Below are 20,320 nucleotides of genomic sequence, written 5' to 3' on the forward strand. Positions count from 1 at the left end.
TTAGACTTGTACGTCGTTTTTCTTTCTTCGGTTGAACCCTTTTAGCGGATTATAGCCATTCATCTCTTTCTGGTAATAGCCGGTTCCGTCGTAAGGGCGCTTCTCCGGGTGCTCTTTGCACTCAGTTGAGCAAGCACCTTCCAGTTCCCAACCGCACTTCTCGCAGATGGCCACGTGCAGGTTACAAACCGGGTTAGCGCAGTTCACCATGCGGTCGTCTTCGGTGCCACACACGTAGCAAGTCGAAATCACTTTCGGGTTAACAGAGTTCACATCCACCGCCACACGGTTATCGAACACGTAGCATTTGCCCTCAAAGTCTTCGCCGCCGGCTTCTTTGCCGTACTTTATGATACCGCCATGCAGCTGGTATACATCTTCAAAGCCCTGCTCTAATAAAAACGCGCTGGCTTTTTCGCACTTAATACCGCCGGTGCAGTAGGTTAATATCTTCTTGCCTTTATACTTCTCCTTCAGCTCATCTACCTTCTCCGGAAACTCACGGAAGTTCTCGATATCCAGCGTTACAGCATTCTTGAAACGGCCTACATTGTATTCGTAATCAGAGCGCACATCCAGAATCACCACATCGTCGCGGTCTTTCATCTCCTTAAACTCCTTCGGAGCCAGGTGCTTGCCAGTACGGGCATTCGGATCGATGTGCAGCAGGCCGGAGTGTACAATCTCGGCTTTGGTACGCACATGCAGCTTCGTAAAGGCATGTGCATCCGACTCATCAACTTTAAAATCGATCTTGGCGAAGCGCGGGTCGGCGTGCATGATCTCCATGTACCTGTCGCAGTCTTCTTTCAGACCAGAAACGGTACCATTCAGGCCTTCTTTAGAAACGATGATGCGGCCAAGCAGATTCAGCTCAAGGCAAAGCAGGTGGTGTTCTTCGCGGAATGCTTCCGGATCTGCTATAGGAGTGTAGCAGTAGTACAGTAAAATGCTGTATGGTTTGTTCATAACGGCTAAGATTCAGCTTAGTGTTAATTTTTAATAGTTGGTTGTTTATTGTTGATTGTTAATCTGGTGAAAGTCAAAAAACAATCGACAATCATCAATTAGCAATCAATTTGCAAAGCTATAGTTTCGTTTTCAGCTCCGAAATGACTTTCATCATTTCAGCAAGTTAACAGCAACTATAACTATAAAAGTTTACTTTATGGCGGCAGCCGGGTTACCGAAAACAGTAGCTTTGGCTGGCACATCGGCTACTACAACCGAGCCTGCACCTACGCGTGCATTCTTGCCTATCTTCACGCCGCTCACAATCACCGCACCCGAACCAATAAAAGCACCTTCTTCAACTTTCACTTCGGAGTTGATAATAGCACCAGCACCAATCTGAACAAAGTCCCCGATCTCGGCCTGGGTATCAACTATAGCTCTGGACTGGATGATGCAGTTATTACCGATTTTAGCATTGTTGTTCACGATAGCACCAGCGGCTACCATGTTGCCGTGGCCCAGCCAAGCGTATTCCGACACAGAACTGAACTTGTGAATGGCATTAACAGGCACTACTTTGTACTCGTCTTTCAGCATGTTGATCAGGCCTTTGCGGGCAGCTGAATCTTCTACAGCCACGAACACATCGCATTTCTTACCGATCAGCTTCAGAAATTCGCCATCTTCCGTGCTGCTCATCACCGACACATTGTTCACTTCCTCCTGCTGCAGCTCTTTTTTGTCGTCGAGGAAGCAGTACACCACCACGCTGTTGCTGTTGAAAATATCTAAAGCGGCGGTACCCAGTTGCTGGGCACCTAATATGATTACAGGATTCTGCATAGCTTATCTAAAATAAGGCGCAAAGATACGAAAAAGTGTGGGAGATTATAAGTGTGGTTTATTTGCCCGTTTCTGTCATTTCGAGCCTCAGCGAGAAATCTATGTCGAGTTTCAGATAGATCTCTCCTTTCGTCGAGATGACAAACAACTATAGCATTTCTATCTTGCTGGCGCGGGTTTGCAACCCGAAACTATAGCTAATGCTCCGCTGGTGCGAGCTTGCAGCTCGTACCTTCTGAACACTTATTTTGTTGTGGTTAAAAGGTACGAGCTGCAAGCTCGCACCAGCGATTATAATTCGTTCATGCCATTTAAAGTCGAGCCAACCACCGCTGTGCAATTCTGTTTTGCAAGAGTAGGTACACCAAAAATGGCAGAAAGATGATACGATAGCGGCTGAGTGTACCAAAATTAGGTGTGCTGATTCCGATAACTATAGCAGACGCAACTATAAACAGCAGCAGGATAACATGCCATAGTTCGATCTTCTGTAGCCACTCTTTTTTAAATACAGCAACTATAGCTACAGCCGTGAGCAACAGCAACAGCAGGTTTTCGAGCCCAAGCAACAAATACAACGGCTCCAACGACTCACCAATTAAAGGCTGGTAAATGGCACTGAAAAAGGCTTTAGGAGAATTGGCAACTATAGACGAAATAGTCGTCTCCAGCGAACTATAGCTCAGATGTGGACCGTGCAACGACAAAGCCAGCAAGCCATCATAGGTTTTAACCAAGTGGTGCAGGATAAACTCAACACTGAAAATGCCGCTAACATGCCAGACTGCAACTATAGCTGCGACTATAAAACCAGCCAACGTAAGCAGCTGTATTTTTATATTTTGCAAAGATTTAATAGTTCTGGATAAGTACTGAATCATCAGGTAACAGGTCAGCATACCCAGCAGCAGGGCCGCAAAAAACACTTTGATCTTAACGAACAGGTAAAGCTGTAAAGGCACCAAAAGCCAGGTAACTATAGTTAGTTTCTGCCGGTGCGCCAACTGCAACACAAAGGCCATTACCCAGCACATGCTCCCCATTAGCACAGCATCTTTCAGCAAGCCCGAACTCCAGAAAACCACCGACGGAAAGAATAGCAGCGCAACTATAGCCGCCTTCCTCGTCTCCGGAAAAACAGTAGAGAGCGTCGCCGTCAGCTTTGCCATTCCCCAGAAACTGAACAGCGAAAAGTATAGCCCCACAAGGTAATAACTGCTGCCCGTGAGCAGGTTAAAAAGGCTGATGATCTTCAGCAGGAAGAAGGAATTAGAAAAGTCGGCGAACGCTGTGAATGGCACTGTGGCACGGAAAGCTTCGCTAGGAAATTCATTAAACAGCAGTAAACGCCAGTAAGCTCCTGCATCGTTATTGGCCAGTTGGGTGAGCTTCTGCGATGATTCAAAATACGTGATCGTGTCGCCTGCGCCATAGTAGTGATAGTATAACAAGCCCAGCAACACGCCACACAATAGCTTTAAGCCCAACGCCGGCAAAAGGTACGGTTTCAGGTTCTGAGCCCAGTCTTGTTTGTATAGCCACCAGCTCAGCCCGGTTAGCAGCAGCAAATTCAGGAAATAGACTAGCAGCATCACGAGCGGGAAAGGATGTTTTGTTTGAGGATCTTATTCCCGATGGCGCATTGCAGGCAGTTTACCGGCTGGCAGTAATTTCTGAAAAGTGATAATGCAGCCTGGTTGTCTGCCGCTGATCTGGCTTTCCAGCCCATTGCCTCGTACAGGCGCGTATATTTGTTTGATGCTTCCTTCACCTGCTCAAGCAATTCGGTTGCTTTCTCCAGGTGCACCCGATCGCCGGTAAACTGACTAAAAGCAGCCAGTAACGGAACCGCTACATTAATGATCAAGTTGTGTGCGCTACCCCTGCCCATAGTTTGAGTCGCCTTTGTTGGCTCCGGAGAGAAAGTAAAATGCTCCTGCCAGAACTCCGTAACAGGCACCATAAACAAGGCTTCGTACTGTTTTATAGTTTGGGCTTCAACTATAGCTGCAAAAAAACTTTGCCGGTTAGACAGCACAGCCGCCAGTTGCGCTAAGCGTATAGTCGGGAAATTAGCAGGGCGCATCCGCATAAAATTCCAATGGTGCCGTTGCATGGCTCTGTCCTGCAGACCAAACTTATGGCTCAGGAAACGATACTCTTTTGCCAGCTGCTGTGCATAATCCGTATCGGCATCTTCTAAAAAGCCGGCCTGCCCAAACAGCAGCGCTTCCAGCTGAAAAACGCTTTGTACTTTCCGGATTATAGTTGCAGTAAGTGCCGCCGCAAGCCGCTCCATGGGCTGCTGGTTTATCTTAAACCCAAAACCTTTGAAAAGCACATGATAGGCGGTGGCTTCCCAGTCGTGGTTATAGTTGGAATGTAGTTGCAAAATATCCAGTCCTTTCTGCTCCAGTCGCTCGGTTAAAGCACGGCCCAGCATCATGGTTTTGGTAATTTCGGCCACTGCGGGCCACACGTTGGCGCAGGGTATGGTGGTGCTGGCTTCCTGTAACTGTTTGTAACTATAGAGCAGCGAAGTATCTACCCTACCTTTCAGCTCCAGCACTGGAATGGCAGTACCATCCGTTCGGGCTATCGTTTCATCAGCTTCCCAAACCACATGCAGTATTACCTGGTCGTATTTTTTGTCCGTCTGGTGGTTGTGGCGGCGCCAGTCAGATGCCCGCAAATGAATCTCCACACTCCCCGACCACTCTACTTCTCCTATCCGAACAATAGCTTCACTGAAATCTGGGCCGGCATCGGTGTTATAGTAGCCTGTGCGCAGTATCTGCAGCGGCTCGCCTTCCATAGTGGCCAGGTCGGTTTTACGGTAGTACTGGTGTTGCCAGATGTAATGCAGGAAATCTTCTTTCATGGTAAAACCGGCACATAGCAGCGCAGACTTCTAAGATAAGCGCAATTCAGCAGAAATTAAAAAATCCGGATCTGGGTGGGCAGTATAAAGCGCCCTTGCTGCTGGTTAAGGTGGTGTTTGAGCCCCTGCCTGCTATTGTCTCTTGCATCCATGGGCGGGGTGGCAAAAATAGATTTCGGGTAAAGCGACCCAAGGTCTGGTTTTACAGATGGTTCTTCCGGCAGCGCCAGATCCCGGACGGCTACTTTAAAATCCTGCTGCGTGGCCCAGGGCATTACCTGCACTTCGGGCAATTGCCTGGCTACCTGCTTTAGTTTAACTTTTGAAAAGTATTTGTCGGTATCATCGTGCAGGGGCAGAATGATGTACTGCTTTTCGAAACCAAGCGCCTGAAAAACAACGCTGTCGCCGGGCAGTACAGCAAAAGTAAAAAAGCCGTCTGCTTTGGTTATCGTTCCCCGGTTTGTACCCGGCACATAAACCGCAATGCAGGCAAGTCCTTCGGTGCTATCCGCCGATACCACTACTCCCGACAGCTGCAGCGCCTGCCTCTTTTGCTGGGCTTTTGCAGGCATCAACCCAACTATAAACAAGGCTATAGTTAGCAAACCGTATAGAGCAGGCTTTTTCAGGGTGCTATAGTTTGATAAGCTCAAAAATGCTTACTGCCTGACCGTTACATAAGCCGCCTGCCGGGCACCGATTCCTTTTTTCCATTCCCCTAGGCTAACTTTGCGCATAAAGTGACTCCCGCCGAAAGCGCCGCCAAATGTAAAAAGGTACTTCTCTTGATGGCTTGGGTCGGGCAGGTACTCATAGCCAATATAAAAGTCCTCATCTATGGCAATGTTGTAAGGTTCCAGGTCAATGGTTACCCAGCCTTTGTCCAGGGGCAGGCGTTTTATAATGCTCTTTTCAACAATACGCTCGCCTGGCAAACCATCTACATTTTTGTAAAAGTTGATGCGCATATTGGCCGAGTCTATTTTGATGCTGCGCAGGTACAGGCTGGTAGAAAGTACATAAACCGGTTTACCATCTATAGTTATAAACTTAGCCAGCTCCGAAATGTCGTTTGAATTCTCGGTTTGGGAGGTTCCGTTCACCAGTGGATTACGTGCTATTGTACCCAGCTTTTTGACCTTCGCGGCTTTACTCTTTACTGCCACCTCGCGCAATTGCGTGGTTTTCTCGGTTAAAGCAAACTCGGTTAGCTTACGCTCAACTATAGTTTTAACCGGCACCGACAGCTCATTAAAACCGACAGCCGAAAAGGTAAGCGTATCGGTCAGGGAAGTTTGTTGCAGCGTTAGGGTAAAAGTGCCTTCCATACTTGCTGCCGTGCCGATGCCTTTCTTTTTTATGCCGATGTTCACAAAGGGAATTGGCTCTTTTCTATGCAGCACGTTGCCATTAATAACTATAGCCTGACTGTAGGCCGAAATGGATAGAAACAGAAAAACAGCAGCAAGAATCAGTTTGTTCATAGGTAAGCACGGTGGATTTTGAAAGTAACGCAACCCGCCTAACCTATAGTATAGCGATTCCCGAATATTTAAGGATTCCCCTGAAAACTATAGTTTCTTCCAAAATCTGGTCAAGCTGCTTTGCCTGTAGCCTCAGACCTCCAGTGCTTCCCGGTCCCATTTTGCCAGCTTGGCAGCCGCGTCGTAGGTACTGTGAAAGAAATCTAACAGCGTTTTATCCGGGTCTTCGGCAGTTCTGACGGCCTCATAAGGGAGAATAAACTCGCCCAGTGTTTCATGGAAATAAGCTGCCTCGGGCTTGGTTTCGGCTTTTCTGTAGCCTTCGGGCTCGGGGTAAATGTAACTATAGAAAGCGGCCTCGGGTAGTGCTTCGTTGCCCGGCCAGAATCCGCAACTACTCACCTCATGCGAGTAGGCTTCCTGCGCTATCCAATCCGGAAGGCCAGGCACGCCGCCCGGATGTTTTGGAGCTGTGCGCCCCGAAAACCGCGAAACAGCCAGATCAAAACTACCCCAGAAAAAATGCACCGGACTACATTTGCCCCTGAACTCGGCTCTGAACTGCTTCATTACTTTCTGGGCCTGCAATAAAGCGTGGTGCAAGGCGCTTGCCTGTTCCGGATTATAGGTCCGGTGGGTCTGGTCCTGGTCAAACGGAACAGGATTTTCAAGTTCGCAAGGCACCTTATAGATGGGTACATGAATGCCTAATTCTGCCAGGGCATGCATCAGCTTCTTGTAAAACTCGGCAACCGTCATATTTCCCAGCGACAGTTTTCGCCTCTGGCCGGTGCTGGTTTTTATGTTTAACTGGTGCTGTATCAGGTTCAGGTCTACCTGGAAATGCTGGTTCTGGACTGGGAGGTCGCCGGTTGTAAGCCCGGTTGGGGTTACGATCAGGGTTACGTGCCAGGAGTGGTTTACCCAGGGCTGCGTTTTTATTTTCAGTTTGCCAAGCATCTGCGACCAGAGATGGAGCGTCTCGAGTGTGTCTTTAGATGCAGCGTAGTTAAGTTCAGGCCAGCCAGTTTTCATAGTTCTGCTATAGTTAATGGTGCATGTTACATTAACGGCAGAAACAGTTTAAAGTAAGCTCAATCTGGAAGAATAAATAGCTGATAAACAGCAACTATAGAACAATAGCCACCAACTATACCAAAGCCAGCAATCCCCCTCTTAGGAGGGGTTAGGGGTGGGTTAAAACGGCAGCTATAGATTAATAGCCAAAGTCACTACTTATTCCTGTCCCTTAAGGGCGGTTGAGTCAGGAGACTCGCGCTAGCAAAACAGGGTTACTTTTAGTGGCAAACATAGCAATAGCCAATCCATCAAATCCCTATTAATCTGCGGTTTAGACAGCAGCAAACTATAGTTTACCTCCCGGAATCAGGCCTGTACTTTAGTTGCAACCCCAGCAGGAAGTTGCGCAGGATCTGGTCTTTAAGCGGGCGGTAGTGTTGGTGGTCGGGTTTACGGAAAAAGGCGCTGAGCTCGGATTTGCTTAACCGGAATTTTATCAGGTCCAGCACGTCCAGGATGTCTTCGTCTTTATAGTTCAGTGCGATCTTGAGTTTGCGCAGAATGATGTTGTTGTTCAGACTTTTCTCGGGCTTTGGTTGCTCGCCTTCTTTTTTGCCACGCTTTTCGTTTATGAAACCGTTCAGGAAAGCCGCCAGGTTAATATCTACCAACTTCTGAAATTCAGGGTCGTCTTCTGGCTTCATCCAGTTGCTGATCTCGGAACGTGTTACTTCTTTTCCACCTGAGGCAAACAGATCGACCATTTTAAAATCGCTGATATCAAATGTATAGCGCAGGCGGCGCAGAATATCGTTATTGTTCATGTTATAGTTGCTTTTGCATGCATACGCTGTTTTCAACGCCTACATATTGGCCATAATTCGGAATTACAGTATAGCCGCTGTTTTTGTAAAGTTCTATGGCATCGGCCTGTTTCATGCCGGTTTCTAAAATAGTGGAGCTATAGTTCAGCTCCTTTGCCCAGGCTTCCAGCGCGGTTAGTATTTGCTTAGCTTTACCTTGCCTTCTGAAATCCGGGTGCACAAACATGCGCTTTACTTCGGCTATAGTTTCGGTATAGGATTTTATAGCGCCACAGCCAGCCGCCACGCCATCTTTATAAGCCACAATCACTTCTTTTATAGCATCTACTTTGTTGTATTGTGCATAAAACGCGTGGTCGTCGCCATCTTTCTCTTTTAAATCCTGGTCCAGTAAAACAACAAGTCGCCGGAAGTCAGGGTTGTCGGAAGTGGTGCGGGTTAGGGTTAGCATTTAAAGATTAATAGTAAATGGCCTCTCGTAAAAGACGTGCGAGGCCGTGACATGACTTTTACACAATGTTTAGCGACTGGCTTTATTTTAAGAAGTAACTGTTAAAAGTGTTTTTTATCAAGTCCCAAAGTAATGTAGCATTCTCTTTTGTTACGTTTAGTTGAATGATAATACTAATTACTGTTCCAATGAATAGGTTTTGCCAATCATATTTCCCTAAATCTTTCGCAAATTCAGTTAATCTTTCAAGTTCAATCTTTATCTCTGTGTGTTGCTGGACAAGAAGGGGGATTGTTGATAAATTCTGAGAGAGTAGGATTGTTTTTGCTTTTAATTCTTCGTATTCCCGAATTGTAAATTTTGAGTTATCTTTTTTTGAAGAAAAGTTAATAGAAGATATCTCCTTCTCAAGCCTTTCCCAACTATTTGGTTCATTTAACTCTCTTGTAAGATTTTCTATCCAATCGTAAAAATGGGTAACAATACTGTCCCATCCGATGCGTCCTGATGCTTCTAAGTAAGTATCTGAGCCTGGAACGTAGTTTACAACAAAAGATTTATGGTAGTTTTGGTCTTTGAATATGTTAAAATAGTATTCGGATTCTTTTAAACTTATTGAAGAAAATCCATTGCTGTCTGTGGAAGGTTCAGATAGGTTGAATTGTGCAGGTGTCAAATTCTCACTCTCTTCAATAATATTAAATAGTTCGTTTTTTTGAGATAGAAGAAGTTTCATAAGAAATTGATTTTTAGCTTGCCGTTAACTAATAGATAAACATATATATATACGCTTATCTTCACTATGGATGACGGTCATATCCTTCCTACAAATGCTGCACGTACTGCTCCAGGTAGCCTTCCATTTCGCGCTGAACTTCCAGGGCTGCTTCGCGGGCTTTTTCGGCGAAGTCGCGGCCAGATGAAGCGTAGATGATTGCGCGGGACGAATTTACTAATAGGCCGCAGCGCTGGTTCATGCCTAAACGGGATATCTCTTCCAGGCTACCGCCCTGCGCGCCAATGCCCGGCACCAGCAGGAAGTGGTCCGGAACTATAGCACGCACGCGCTGCACATACTCGGCCTGCGTAGCACCAACCACAAACATCAGCTGCCCGGCTGTGCCCCAGGTAGAGCTCTCACGCAACACTTGTTCCCAAAGGTATTCTTCACTTCCATCGGCCAGGCGCAGCATCTGGAAATCCTGGCTACCCGGGTTTGATGTTAAGGCCAGTAAAATCACCCACTTGCCACCCTGCACCAGAAACGGCTTCACCGAATCGGAGCCCATGTAAGGTGCCACGGTTACCGAGTCGAAGTTCATGGTCTCGAAAAAAGCGCGGGCGTATAGTTCGGAGGTGTTGCCAATGTCGCCGCGTTTGGCGTCGGCTATCGTAAATATTTCCTGCGGTATGTGGTTTATGGTTTTCTCCAGGCTCACCCACCCTTTCGGCCCCTGCGCTTCATAAAAGGCAATATTCGGCTTATAGGCCACGCACAGGTCGGCAGTGGCATCTATGATCTGGCGATTGAACTCAAAAACCGGGTCTTCAAAATCCAGCAAATGTTCTGGTAACTTCTTCGGGTCGGTGTCGAGGCCAACGCACAGGTATGATTTTTTCAGCAGGATCTGCTCGAATAGTTTTTCTCTTGTCATGGCTTTAGGTGGGTTTTATCAGGTAGAGCAAAGCTACATTTTTACGGGCACTGCTAAAAGCCTTTTTCGGGTTTTGCTGACACAGCGCTCAACTATAGTTTAAATTAGATGCACGACAAGGAAAATGCAACCATAATAAGATAAACTGACTCTCTAAAGTACAGCCTTATTATAACAGAACTAAAATTATGATCAGACTCGCCATCATTTTCGCGTTTTTCCTGTTTTCGGCTTTCAGCTGCTCTAAAGAAGAAGAAACTGTGAACTCACTGGAGAATTTCCCCGCTTATATTGTGGCAGTAGATGCCCCTGAAACCGCTACTGTAGGAAGCACTGTGCCTGTAAAAGTAGCGTTCCAGGTAAACGATAGCTGCGGAGAGTTCAAAAAATTTGAAGTAGATGCGCAGGGCAAAACTATACACATTCAGGTTTACCCGCAGTACAGAGAAGGACCTTGTCTGATGGTTGTTTTAACCCGTGAGGTAAGCTATGAATTTAAACCGACTGAGCCCGGCACCTACACGTTAAAGTTCTCACCTAAATATCCTGACCAAGAAATCTCCAAAACTATAGTTGTAGGCGAAGCAAACTAAGCTTGTCTGAAGCAGGATTAATTTGGGTTTAAAGTTGAACAGGATTTGTAGAGACGTAATACCTAGCGCCACTGCTATGAAACTATAGCTCTGTTCTGGTTCAGCTTTATTTTGCAACTATAGCACAGCGAGTCTGGAGACTATCACCCACTGTGCGGCAACTGTCAGATACCGGCGCCAGCATTTTTCTTGTCGTGGCAACTATAGCTCTAACTATAGAACCACAGTTTAGCATCATACTGGCAACAATCAACTAAATTTCAACTCCATCGCTTCGTAGCGGAGACGCAAAATCTTGCGTCTCTACATCCGGCCAATCCTATAAATCACCATTAATCCCGGTTCATACAAATCATACAAAATCGCATAAATCTCTTTAATCACTGGTCAAAAAAAAGCTGCTCCGTTTCCGAAGCAGCCTTTCCTATCATATCAGGTTGGGTTTATCTTAAATCTACCACGCTCACGCCTTTATATTTTGCTTTGTTAAAGCTGAAGGTATCAGCGGCAAGCGGCGGGTTAGCCTGGAAGTTCTTGATGGTATAAGTGTAGCGGTTGCCGTTGTTACGGAACATCTTCCAGCTTTTCAGGGTCTTGTCTTTCTGGTTAATGTACAGGCGAACTTTAAAAACCGGGTTGTTGCGGTCTTCCGGTGCCAGCTCAATTACGTCGTACGTAATACCATCAGCACCCTTTTCGGCGCCGGCGTAAGCGTATTTATAACCTTTCTTATACATTTCAAAAATCTTACCCGGCGACATAGCCTCTGCCTCAGGGTCCGATTCAGTTATAGTTACTTCGTTCACATCTTTCAGGTAAGTCCACAGCACTTTGCCATCACTAATAACCTCCTGACCGCTCACTGCCAGTCTGTACTTCGGGCCGCTCACCAGAATATCACCTTCAACGGTTTCTTTGCCTTTAGACGATGTGTTTTCCATAGTCTGTGCGAAGGTGGCTTTAAAGGCCTTCATGGCTTTGTACTTGGCACTCATGGCATCCAGAATCTTAGTTGCCTGCGGGTCTTGCTGTGCGCTTGCCAGGTTTACGAAAAGCACCATGGCAAGAAGTAGAGAGAATATCTTTTTCATTTTTTAGGGTTCAATTGTTTGCTTAACCCATCGTATTCAATAACTGTTCCAAACTGTATTCGTCCGGAATTAAAACTTCACGGGCCTTGCTGCCTTCAAACGGGCCAACTATACCAGCCGACTCCAACTGGTCAATCAATCGGCCGGCGCGGTTGTAGCCCAGCTTCAGGCGGCGCTGCAACAACGAAGTACTTCCCTGCTGGTGCTGCACTATAATGCGGGCTGCTTCTTCAAACAATGGATCTTTGTTGCTCGGGTCGAAGTCTGTTTTCTCAGCGCCGCTGTCGTCGCCCACAAATTCAGGTAACAGGTAGGCATCGCTGTAGCCCTGCTGCTCGCCAATATAATCGCAGATGCGGTCTACTTCAGGCGTATCTACAAACGCGCACTGAATACGGATAATGTCTGAACCAATAGAGAACAGCATATCGCCCTGCCCTATCAGCTGGTCGGCACCACCGGCATCCAGAATGGTGCGGGAGTCGATCTTGGATGTTACTTTAAAAGAGATACGCGCCGGGAAGTTGGCTTTAATGATACCTGTAATTACGTTTACCGACGGACGCTGCGTGGCAACCACCAGGTGTATACCAATAGCACGGGCCAGCTGGGCCAGACGCGCGATCGGGGTTTCCACTTCCTTACCAGCCGTCATCATCAGGTCGGCCAATTCGTCAATTACCAATACAATGTACGGCATAAAGCGGTGACCTTTTTTAGGGTTCAGGCGGCGCTCTACAAACTTGCGGTTGTACTCTTTCAGGTTACGGCAGCCGGCATCTTTCAGCAGGTCGTAGCGCATATCCATTTCCATACACAGCGAGTTCAGCGTATTCACCACCTTTTTGGTATCAGTAATGATGGCTTCTTCGCTATCCGGAAGCTTCGCTAAAAAGTGGCGCTCAATCTTGTTGAACAGCGATAATTCCACTTTCTTAGGGTCAACCAAAACAAACTTAAGCTGCGATGGATGGCGCTTGTATAGTAGCGATGTAAGGATGATGTTCAGACCAACCGACTTACCCTGGCCTGTAGCACCCGCCATCAGCAAGTGCGGCATTTTGGCAAGGTCGGTGATGAAAACTTCGTTAGTAATGGTTTTACCAAACGCGATCGGCAGGTCCATTTCAGATTTCAGGAACTTCTCTGTACTCAGAATCGACTTGATGGACACCATTTCTTTTTTAGTATTCGGCACTTCAATACCGATCGTTCCCTTGCCCGGAATCGGCGCAATAATACGTATACCAAGCGCCGCTAAACTCAGGGCAATATCATCTTCCAGGTTTTTGATCTTGGAGATACGCACACCGGCATCCGGCACAATCTCATATAGCGTAACAGTCGGGCCAATCGTTGCTTTAATGCTGGCGATACCAATGTTATAGTTACCCAGCGTCTCTACAATCTTATCCTTGTTGGCTTCCAGTTCCTCTTTGGTAACCGATACCTTGCTGGCGCCATACTCGTTCAGTAACTCTATAGTTGGGTACTGGTAACGGGCCAGGTCAAGGGTTGGGTCATAGTTTTCGATGGCATCGCCGGTCTCTTCTTCAGGCGCTTCTTCAATTACCAGGTCCAGTTCCTCTTCACCTTCGGCGGTATCAAACTCCAGCTCGGCTTCTTCCAGAATGCTTTCATCCTCAATGTCCAGTTCCAGGGTTGGGGCAGCAGGTTTTGGAGCCGGCGCTACCGGTGTTGTTATAGAGCGAAGCTCCATTTCCAGCGCCTGGTTTATAGCTTCTTCATCTTCCTCATCCAATAGCAGTTCGTCTTCCTCCTCATAATCCAGCGAAGCAGTAGGGTCGGCATTGTGGTTGATGTTACGCGCGGAGCCATGCACTACCTCACCAATTGAGGATGCGGCTCTGTTAGAGCTCAGGTTATCGTCGGTTTCAGCGGAAGGTTTCGGGCTCCAGCTTATTGATGTGATATCGAAGAAGAACACCAGGAACACGATGAACAGGAAGGCCAGCACCAGCCCAGAGCCCCAGCCCAGCAGCGAGTTCATCCAGATGGCAGTTTCGATGCCGATACCACCTCCTAAAAAGCCGAAATCTTCTATACCGCCTGCCACAAACACAATGTAGCCCAGCGTTAAGCTCAGCCACAACATGCTAAAGCTGCACAGCCCCAGTACATAAGAAAGTGAAATATTGAGTTTGCTGAAAACAATGCGGGCACCAGTGCAGAACACGATCGGGATAGCGAAGAAAGCGCCCATGCCCACCCATTTGAAGATGAACAGATGTGACAGCCAGGCACCGAACAGCCCCAGCCAGTTCTCTGCTTCCTGTCCGCTCTCTTTCAGGCCCGTTCCCTTCACTGATTCAACCACACTCTGGTCGGCGTGGCCGGTAAAGAGGTACGACACAAACGCGATCATCATGCAGAACGACAGCAACAGAAAAAAGAAGCCTGCAAACAGTTTAACCCGCTTGTCGTGCAGGAAGCTGATTCTGAAGCTCGGAAGCTTTATTTTAGGCATCGAGAACTTGAAAGATCTCTTGGCTTTCTGCTTTGGCTGCGCCTGATTTCTGGGCGTATTGGTGGCAGCACGCGGCTCATTGCGTCCCTTAAATTCATTCGTAGCCCTGCTTCCGTTCAGCGGTTCGTTTCTGTACGTGTTCTTTGCCATACCCTTCGACTAGTTAGAATTCCAAATTTACATTTTTTGCCTTGAAAGCGAAGAGCAATTAGCCGGGCAACTGAAAATTTATCTGGCCAGCAGCTTCTTGTTAATCTGGGTGATGAGCGCCGGGCCTTCGTAAATAAATCCGGTGTATAGTTGTACCAGGTCAGCGCCGGCGTCCAATTTCTCTAAAGCATCCTCAGCAGTCATTATACCGCCTACGCCAATGAGTTTTATAGTTGCTGGCAGGTGCTGGCGCAGGTACCGAATGATCTCGGTTGAACGTTTGGTCAGCGGTTTGCCACTAAGCCCGCCGGCTCCTATGTCCTGTACTTTTTGTGAGGGTGTGTGCAATCCGTCGCGGCTTATAGTGGTGTTGGTTGCAATTATGCCGCTTAAATTCGCTTCTTTGGCAATTTCGATGATGTCGTTGAGTTGCGGCTCGTTCAGGTCCGGGGCAATTTTGAGCAGCAGCGGCTTTGGTTTTGGCATTTTACTATTCTGTTCCTGCAGCGCTAGCAACAGTTGTTGCAATGGCTCTTTTTCCTGAAGCGCACGCAGGTCCGGAGTATTGGGCGAGCTAACGTTCACTACAAAATAATCCACTACATCATATAGCGCTTTAAAGCAGTACAGGTAATCGTTCAGAGCTTCCTCGTTAGGCGTTACTTTGTTTTTGCCAATGTTCCCACCAACTATAATGTTGCTTTGGCGGGTTCTCAGGCGAGCAACGGCAGCTTCTACGCCTTCGTTGTTAAATCCCATGCGGTTAATGATGGCCTGGTCTTCGGGCAAGCGGAACAAACGTGGCTTCGGATTTCCCTCCTGTCCTTTCGGGGTAAGCGTCCCGATCTCTATAAAGCCAAAACCTAAATTAGCCAGCTCGTCTATCAGCTTGGCATCTTTATCAAAACCTGCGGCAAGCCCCACCGGGTTAGGGAAATCCAGCCCAAACAATTCGCGCCTCAGTTTCGGACTATGCATTCCAAACATGCTGTTGCTTATAGTTTGCGCCAATGGCAACTTATAAACAGTACGCAGCGCATCGGTGGTCAGGTAATGTACTTTCTCAGGATCGAGCTTGAAGAGTAGCGGACGAAGCAGGCTTTTATACACGGCAGCTGGGGTTTAGGGTTTGCTGCCTGCAAAGATAGGGAATACAGTTTGGAAGTTAGAAGGTTTGGAAGTTAGAAAGTTAGTATAGTTTAAGAGTTTGGGAGTTTTAGAGTTTTAGAGTTGGAGAGTTTAGGAAGTTAGTGGCGTTCGTTGCTCTTTCATATTTGCGCACCGAGATTGCTTTGTCTGAAGCGCGGATTATGGGGTATTTATGGGATCATTGGATCTGAGGGTTTGCTATAGTTGAGGCTATAGTTTTATAGTTGCTGTGGTCCAACCACCCCTAACCCCTCCTTATCCAAGGAGGGGAGTTTTTCTGCTATTGTTATAGTTTACACAATAGTTTTATAGTTACGTTTTAACCCACCCCTACCCCTCCCGAGAGGGGAATTTGGGCTGTTGCTATAGTTTAGGTTATAGTTCTATAGTTTTAACTCGGTCTATAGTTACAGGCCACGAACAGGCAGGCGCAGCCTGCCCCTCGGAACTACCACTACGGAAAAGCCACAGAGCTATAGCTGTTAAGCTAAACTATAGCTATCGAGTGATCTCAGTCTTTGGGTTGAGCGCCTTGTAGATTTCTGGTGCCGCCAGGCATTGCGACGCAGGAGCAAAGGAAATGTACACCGCGCGATGCCCGAAGAGGGGGCCTCGCGGCCGTGAGCGCTCCAAGGCATCAATAACACTGTAGGCTGGTAGAGCTGCCAGGATAAAAGGTAACTATAGCACGAATTGCTTGTGTCCAGCTGCAGCTATAGTTAGCTATAGGACATATAAGATGTCTCGGCTATCGCTCAGGATGACAAAAGAGACCTATAAGCTGAAATAGATTTCCCGTTACACTCGAAATGACAAATAGGCAACTATACCACTACAATTAGAGCGATCACAATGATCGCTCTAATTGTAAATTACTCTTTTAACTTCTTCCAGGCAGCTTCCAGTACCGGATTTGATTCAGAACTATAGCTTGTATTCTTCATCTGCCTCTCTATTTCCTTGATGCGATCATCAGTGTTTGGGTGGGTGCTGATGAATTTAAGAAACTCTGGAGATTCAGTTTGCAGGCGTTCCATGAGCCACACCATGCCTTTGGGGTTAAGGCCGTTCATCGACAGTAGTTCCAGGCCGGCCTTATCTGATTCGGTTTCGGCTTTGCGGCTGTATTCCAGGTTATGAAAAGTTGAAGCGTTATCAAGAATTACGGCTGCAATGCCGCTTACATCGCCGAACAGCACCGAAAGCAGCATGTAATACGACAGGCTTCGGGCAATGGCTTTGGTAGAATGGCGCAACTGCACGTGCCCTATCTCGTGGCCCAGCAAACCTGCCAGTTCTTCGTGATTCTCCATCTCGTCTATGATGGCATCGTGCACCACTATAAATCCGCCGGGCAGGGCAAAAGCATTTACCATGTCGTTCTTCACAACAGTTACCTGTATCGGGAAGTCAGACTCTATGTTAAGTGCGCCAAGGTACTGTTGCAGCGCTACCGTTTTAGCCGAATCTACCTTTTGGCCGTGCATGAACTGGTTGTGCAGCTTTTCGCCCATGGCACGCTCATAACTAACCGGGAAGTGCGAGGCAGCTTTCTCGGCCAGCGCAGGAACACCCCAGAAAAAAAGTACCACAGCTACCACCAGCAGGCTCAGACCACCAACTACAAGCCCTCTGACACCGGTCTTCTGAAACGAGTCGTATTTTGAGCGTATAAACCTGGCGCCTCTGTATTTTACTTCGAGCGCTTCCTTAAAACCCTGCTCAAACACGGCTATGCTCTGGCGCGGGAAACCACCATATTCCAGTACAGTGGTGTTGTCGTTAAATTCGGTGGTATGTATCTGGTCCAGATGCCATAGTTCGTTGCCACTTTCGTCGTCGGCGCGCCAGCTAATACTGATATAGTTTGGCTCCAGCTTAATAAAAGCGGGCATACCCTTGGAGGTACGCCCGTTATAAAATTTTCCTTCAAACATATGTTATACAAGGCCTATGTCCAGCATATCGGCCATATCTTCAAAAGTAGCATTTTTATATTCTTCTTCGGTCTGAGCCAGCATATCCGGGTTAAATTCTCCTAAAATCACGCAGTTATGAATAATGGTATGCATGGTGCGCGTAACTACCCAGGAGTAGCCCAGGCCCAGCGTAAATACCATGATCAGCAGGTTGCCCAGCGTCAGTTTCAGGTTTTGCCAACCTGTAAGAGAGGAGTCCAGGCGACTGTATTTGCCATCCTGCTCTATCAGAATGTTATTGATATAGAAGTTGATCAGGTCTTTTGCCCACCAGAAGGAATAGATACCTAACGTAACAATGGTGAGGAAATACCCTTTTATATGCAGTATGAGCAAATCACCCCCATCTCCGGTATAGCTGAACCTGGCATTACCAAAACGCATGTTCCCGATGATCTCTTTGCGCAGGTTAGTTGTAAACCACGCACCGTAGATACCAAACGTAATCATGGTCAGGAACATATTCAGATAGAAAACCTTATACATGCTACCCAGCTTACCACGGTAGCCCATATGGATGCCTCGCCAGCTGGTACGCGATGTACGGTAACGCATCATTCCGTGCAGGGCCATCGGCACTAGCAGAGACAACCCGACCATAAAGATGGCTAAGCAGATAAAGTAGATGCCCATGTCTTCAGGTGTCATGTTGAAGATACCATAGAGCAACACCCCATAAAGAACTGCCAGAATACCGATTCCTTTTATAAAACCGATAAACATTTCTTTTCCGGTACCATGAAAAGTAAAGGGACTGCCGGCCAGTTCGGTTTTGCGGTAGATGTAATGTAGGTTTTTGGCTTTTGCCCACGGGTAGTAAAGCCCCAGGGTAACGAGCATCAGTGCGATGTTTACAATCTGGATACTAAATAGTTCCGAACCTTTTCCTTTAAAGGCTAATGTTGGTTCGCTAATGTTTGTTTTCACTTCGGTAAAAGTTTCCTGCATAATATGTTACTATAGGTTAAAAAATGAAGATTATCAGCCTTCTTGAAATCATGCACAATAATCTACCCTAAATATATATAACATCAGCTGTATTATGCAAATAAAGGAAAGAAGTTTTGGAGTATAGCGTACTAAGTAGCTATTAAACTTCCAGCTTTAAAAGACCAGTTTAATTATCTGCCAGAACTTATCTATAGTTTGTAAAACACCAGATTCGGAAATTAGCAGGAGTTGGTACAGGAATACACATAAACCAGCAAGAGCCACAAGCATATACAAAATTTTCCAACCTATGCCCATCGGATGAATTTTACCATTGTGATATGCGATTTTAACAGATTGCCCCTTGTAGAACAGCGGAATATTAGCTCCCACATCCATTCTTAATTCCTGAACAATCTCATTTTGATCCACAAACTGCACACTATAGGATAGTATAAGTAAGTTATTTTACCACTGGATGCACTCCATTTGCCTTTCATTGCTATTACTTTTCCTATAGTATAGTAACCGTATTTGGTCTGATAATAGTCTGTAATGATCAGATAAAGACCAACACAGAAGAACATCAACCCAAAAATTAAAAGAAAAACATCCATCTGGTCCTTTGCTTACTAACTCCTCGGATGAAAATCCTTGATTACCTGCTTCAGGTAATCTCTGTCCAGGTGGGTGTAGATTTCAGTGGTGGTGATGGATTCGTGGCCCAGCATTTCCTGCACGGCACGCAGGTCGGCGCCGCCTTCTATCAGGTGGGTGGCAAACGAGTGGCGGAACGTGTGCGGGCTTATCTGCTTCTGTATTCCGGCTTTGGCTGCCAGGTCTTTGATAATGGTAAACACCATTACACGGGTAAGTTTGGCACCACGGCGGTTCAGAAACACAATGTCTTCGTGGCCTTTCTTGATTTTAAGATGACAGCGCACACCTTCGCGGTATAGTTTAATGTGCTTCAGGGCATCGCGCCCGATCGGCACCAGGCGCTCCTTATCGCCTTTACCTGCCACTTTAATAAAACCCATGTCTTCGTACAGGTTGCTCAGTTTCAGGTCCAGCAGTTCCGATACGCGCAGCCCCGAACTATAGAGTGTTTCGAGCATGGCCCGGTTGCGTGTACCTTCCGGCGTTGACAGATCTATGGCCGAAAACAGCTGCTCGATCTCATGAAAGTTCAGCGTGTCGGGTAGTTTGCGGTCGAGTTTCGGCGCTTCAATGGTTTCGGTCGGATCGTGGGCCATTAGATCTTCCATGATCAGGAATTTGTAAAATGCCCGGATACCCGACAAGGTACGCGCCTGCGAGTGCACGGTCATGCCCAGTTCATTCACCCACTCCAGAAAATCACGAAGTATAGCCGGGGTAATTTTATCAGGCGACACCTGCAGGCTGTTTAAGTCCAGAAAATCTGTCAGCTTACGCACATCACGCAAATAGGCCTCTACAGAGTTACCCGACAACGACTTCTCCAGGCGCAGGTATTGCTCAAATTGCTTTACAGTGATATTCCAGGTCATGGAAGTTAGAGAGTTTGGGAGTTAGAGAGTTTAAGAGTTAAAAGGTTAGAAAGTTAAAAGTTGTGTTATGTAGAGATGCAATACGTTCCGTCTTTTACATCGGGAGACCCAACAATTTAACAATCAACAATTAACAATCAGCATTAATCCTGTTCATCCTTTAATCCTGAAAATCCTGATTTAGATAAACAATTTAACCATCCAACAATTAAACAATTTAAAGTAAAGCAAATATAGTTAATCCTTACCTTTGCATTGTCCGTTTTATGCGGAAATCAAGCTAATCACCCAAC

General features: G+C 46.8%; 19 protein-coding genes. 1 reads left to right on the forward strand and 18 read right to left on the reverse strand.

Features of this window, described 5'->3' with window-relative positions; translation table 11 throughout:
- The 11 genes from trhO to pyrF all read right to left on the reverse strand — a co-directional run bounded on the left by trhO (position 1) and on the right by pyrF (position 10,115).
- Positions 1 to 969 carry an oxygen-dependent tRNA uridine(34) hydroxylase TrhO gene (gene trhO / locus GXP69_RS13035; protein WP_163915506.1) on the reverse strand — a complete coding sequence of 323 codons (969 nt, stop codon included), beginning with the start codon at positions 967 to 969 and terminating at the stop codon, positions 1 to 3.
- 192 nt (positions 970 to 1,161) lie between these two features.
- Positions 1,162 to 1,797: an acetyltransferase gene (locus GXP69_RS13040; RefSeq protein WP_163915507.1), complete on the reverse strand. Its 636-nt coding sequence runs from the start codon at positions 1,795 to 1,797 to the stop codon at positions 1,162 to 1,164.
- 311 nt (positions 1,798 to 2,108) lie between these two features.
- Complete coding sequence (locus tag GXP69_RS13045) at positions 2,109 to 3,389, reverse strand: hypothetical protein (protein ID WP_163915508.1); 1,281 nt, start codon at positions 3,387 to 3,389, stop codon at positions 2,109 to 2,111.
- Positions 3,389 to 4,678, reverse strand: coding sequence for a DUF2851 family protein (locus tag GXP69_RS13050; RefSeq protein WP_163915509.1), 1,290 nt, complete (start codon positions 4,676 to 4,678; stop codon positions 3,389 to 3,391). The genes GXP69_RS13045 and GXP69_RS13050 overlap by 1 nt, the downstream gene beginning before the upstream one ends.
- Positions 4,679 to 4,734: 56 nt before the next feature.
- Positions 4,735 to 5,334: a carboxypeptidase-like regulatory domain-containing protein gene (locus GXP69_RS13055; RefSeq protein ID WP_163915510.1), complete on the reverse strand. Its 600-nt coding sequence runs from the start codon at positions 5,332 to 5,334 to the stop codon at positions 4,735 to 4,737.
- Positions 5,335 to 5,340: 6 nt separating this feature from the next.
- Complete coding sequence (locus GXP69_RS13060; protein ID WP_163915511.1) at positions 5,341 to 6,165, reverse strand: carboxypeptidase-like regulatory domain-containing protein; 825 nt, start codon at positions 6,163 to 6,165, stop codon at positions 5,341 to 5,343.
- A gap of 132 nt (positions 6,166 to 6,297) precedes the next feature.
- A complete protein-coding gene (locus GXP69_RS13065) occupies positions 6,298 to 7,200 on the reverse strand; it encodes a DUF5996 family protein (protein ID WP_163915512.1) in 903 nt (300 codons plus the stop codon).
- A 338-nt stretch (positions 7,201 to 7,538) separates the two neighbouring features.
- Positions 7,539 to 8,009 carry a YehS family protein gene (locus tag GXP69_RS13070; RefSeq protein WP_163915513.1) on the reverse strand — a complete coding sequence of 157 codons (471 nt, stop codon included), beginning with the start codon at positions 8,007 to 8,009 and terminating at the stop codon, positions 7,539 to 7,541.
- Between the two features lies 1 nt (position 8,010).
- A complete protein-coding gene (locus tag GXP69_RS13075) occupies positions 8,011 to 8,460 on the reverse strand; it encodes a GNAT family N-acetyltransferase (protein ID WP_163915514.1) in 450 nt (149 codons plus the stop codon).
- Between the two features lie 82 nt (positions 8,461 to 8,542).
- Positions 8,543 to 9,196: a hypothetical protein gene (locus tag GXP69_RS13080; RefSeq protein ID WP_163915515.1), complete on the reverse strand. Its 654-nt coding sequence runs from the start codon at positions 9,194 to 9,196 to the stop codon at positions 8,543 to 8,545.
- Between the two features lie 88 nt (positions 9,197 to 9,284).
- The gene (gene pyrF / locus GXP69_RS13085) at positions 9,285 to 10,115 is read right to left on the reverse strand and encodes an orotidine-5'-phosphate decarboxylase (RefSeq protein ID WP_163915516.1); all 831 of its coding nucleotides are present in this window, start codon (positions 10,113 to 10,115) and stop codon (positions 9,285 to 9,287) included.
- 188 nt (positions 10,116 to 10,303) lie between these two features.
- Between pyrF and GXP69_RS13090 the strand changes: the two genes are divergently transcribed.
- A complete protein-coding gene (locus tag GXP69_RS13090; protein WP_163915517.1) occupies positions 10,304 to 10,708 on the forward strand; it encodes a hypothetical protein in 405 nt (134 codons plus the stop codon).
- Positions 10,709 to 11,151: 443 nt separating this feature from the next.
- Here GXP69_RS13090 and GXP69_RS13095 read toward each other — a convergent pair whose 3' ends face one another.
- The 7 genes from GXP69_RS13095 to xerD form a co-directional block, all read right to left on the reverse strand.
- Complete coding sequence (locus GXP69_RS13095; RefSeq protein WP_163915518.1) at positions 11,152 to 11,799, reverse strand: LolA family protein; 648 nt, start codon at positions 11,797 to 11,799, stop codon at positions 11,152 to 11,154.
- Positions 11,800 to 11,821: 22 nt separating this feature from the next.
- Complete coding sequence (locus GXP69_RS13100) at positions 11,822 to 14,437, reverse strand: FtsK/SpoIIIE family DNA translocase (protein ID WP_163915519.1); 2,616 nt, start codon at positions 14,435 to 14,437, stop codon at positions 11,822 to 11,824.
- Between the two features lie 78 nt (positions 14,438 to 14,515).
- The gene (locus GXP69_RS13105) at positions 14,516 to 15,547 is read right to left on the reverse strand and encodes a quinone-dependent dihydroorotate dehydrogenase (protein ID WP_163915520.1); all 1,032 of its coding nucleotides are present in this window, start codon (positions 15,545 to 15,547) and stop codon (positions 14,516 to 14,518) included.
- A 911-nt stretch (positions 15,548 to 16,458) separates the two neighbouring features.
- Positions 16,459 to 17,523, reverse strand: a complete 1,065-nt coding sequence (locus tag GXP69_RS13110; protein ID WP_163915521.1) for a M48 family metallopeptidase — start codon at positions 17,521 to 17,523, stop codon at positions 16,459 to 16,461.
- Positions 17,524 to 17,526: 3 nt separating this feature from the next.
- Complete coding sequence (locus tag GXP69_RS13115; protein ID WP_163915522.1) at positions 17,527 to 18,513, reverse strand: YjgN family protein; 987 nt, start codon at positions 18,511 to 18,513, stop codon at positions 17,527 to 17,529.
- 156 nt (positions 18,514 to 18,669) lie between these two features.
- Positions 18,670 to 18,927 (reverse strand): hypothetical protein, encoded by a 258-nt coding sequence (locus tag GXP69_RS13120; RefSeq protein WP_163915523.1) that lies wholly within the window; start codon positions 18,925 to 18,927, stop codon positions 18,670 to 18,672.
- A 200-nt stretch (positions 18,928 to 19,127) separates the two neighbouring features.
- Positions 19,128 to 20,027, reverse strand: coding sequence for a site-specific tyrosine recombinase XerD (gene xerD, locus GXP69_RS13125; RefSeq protein WP_163915524.1), 900 nt, complete (start codon positions 20,025 to 20,027; stop codon positions 19,128 to 19,130).
- Between the last annotated feature and the right edge of the window lie 293 nt (positions 20,028 to 20,320).

This window comes from Pontibacter burrus (genome assembly GCF_010686685.1).
In the GTDB taxonomy this organism is placed as follows: domain Bacteria; phylum Bacteroidota; class Bacteroidia; order Cytophagales; family Hymenobacteraceae; genus Pontibacter; species Pontibacter burrus.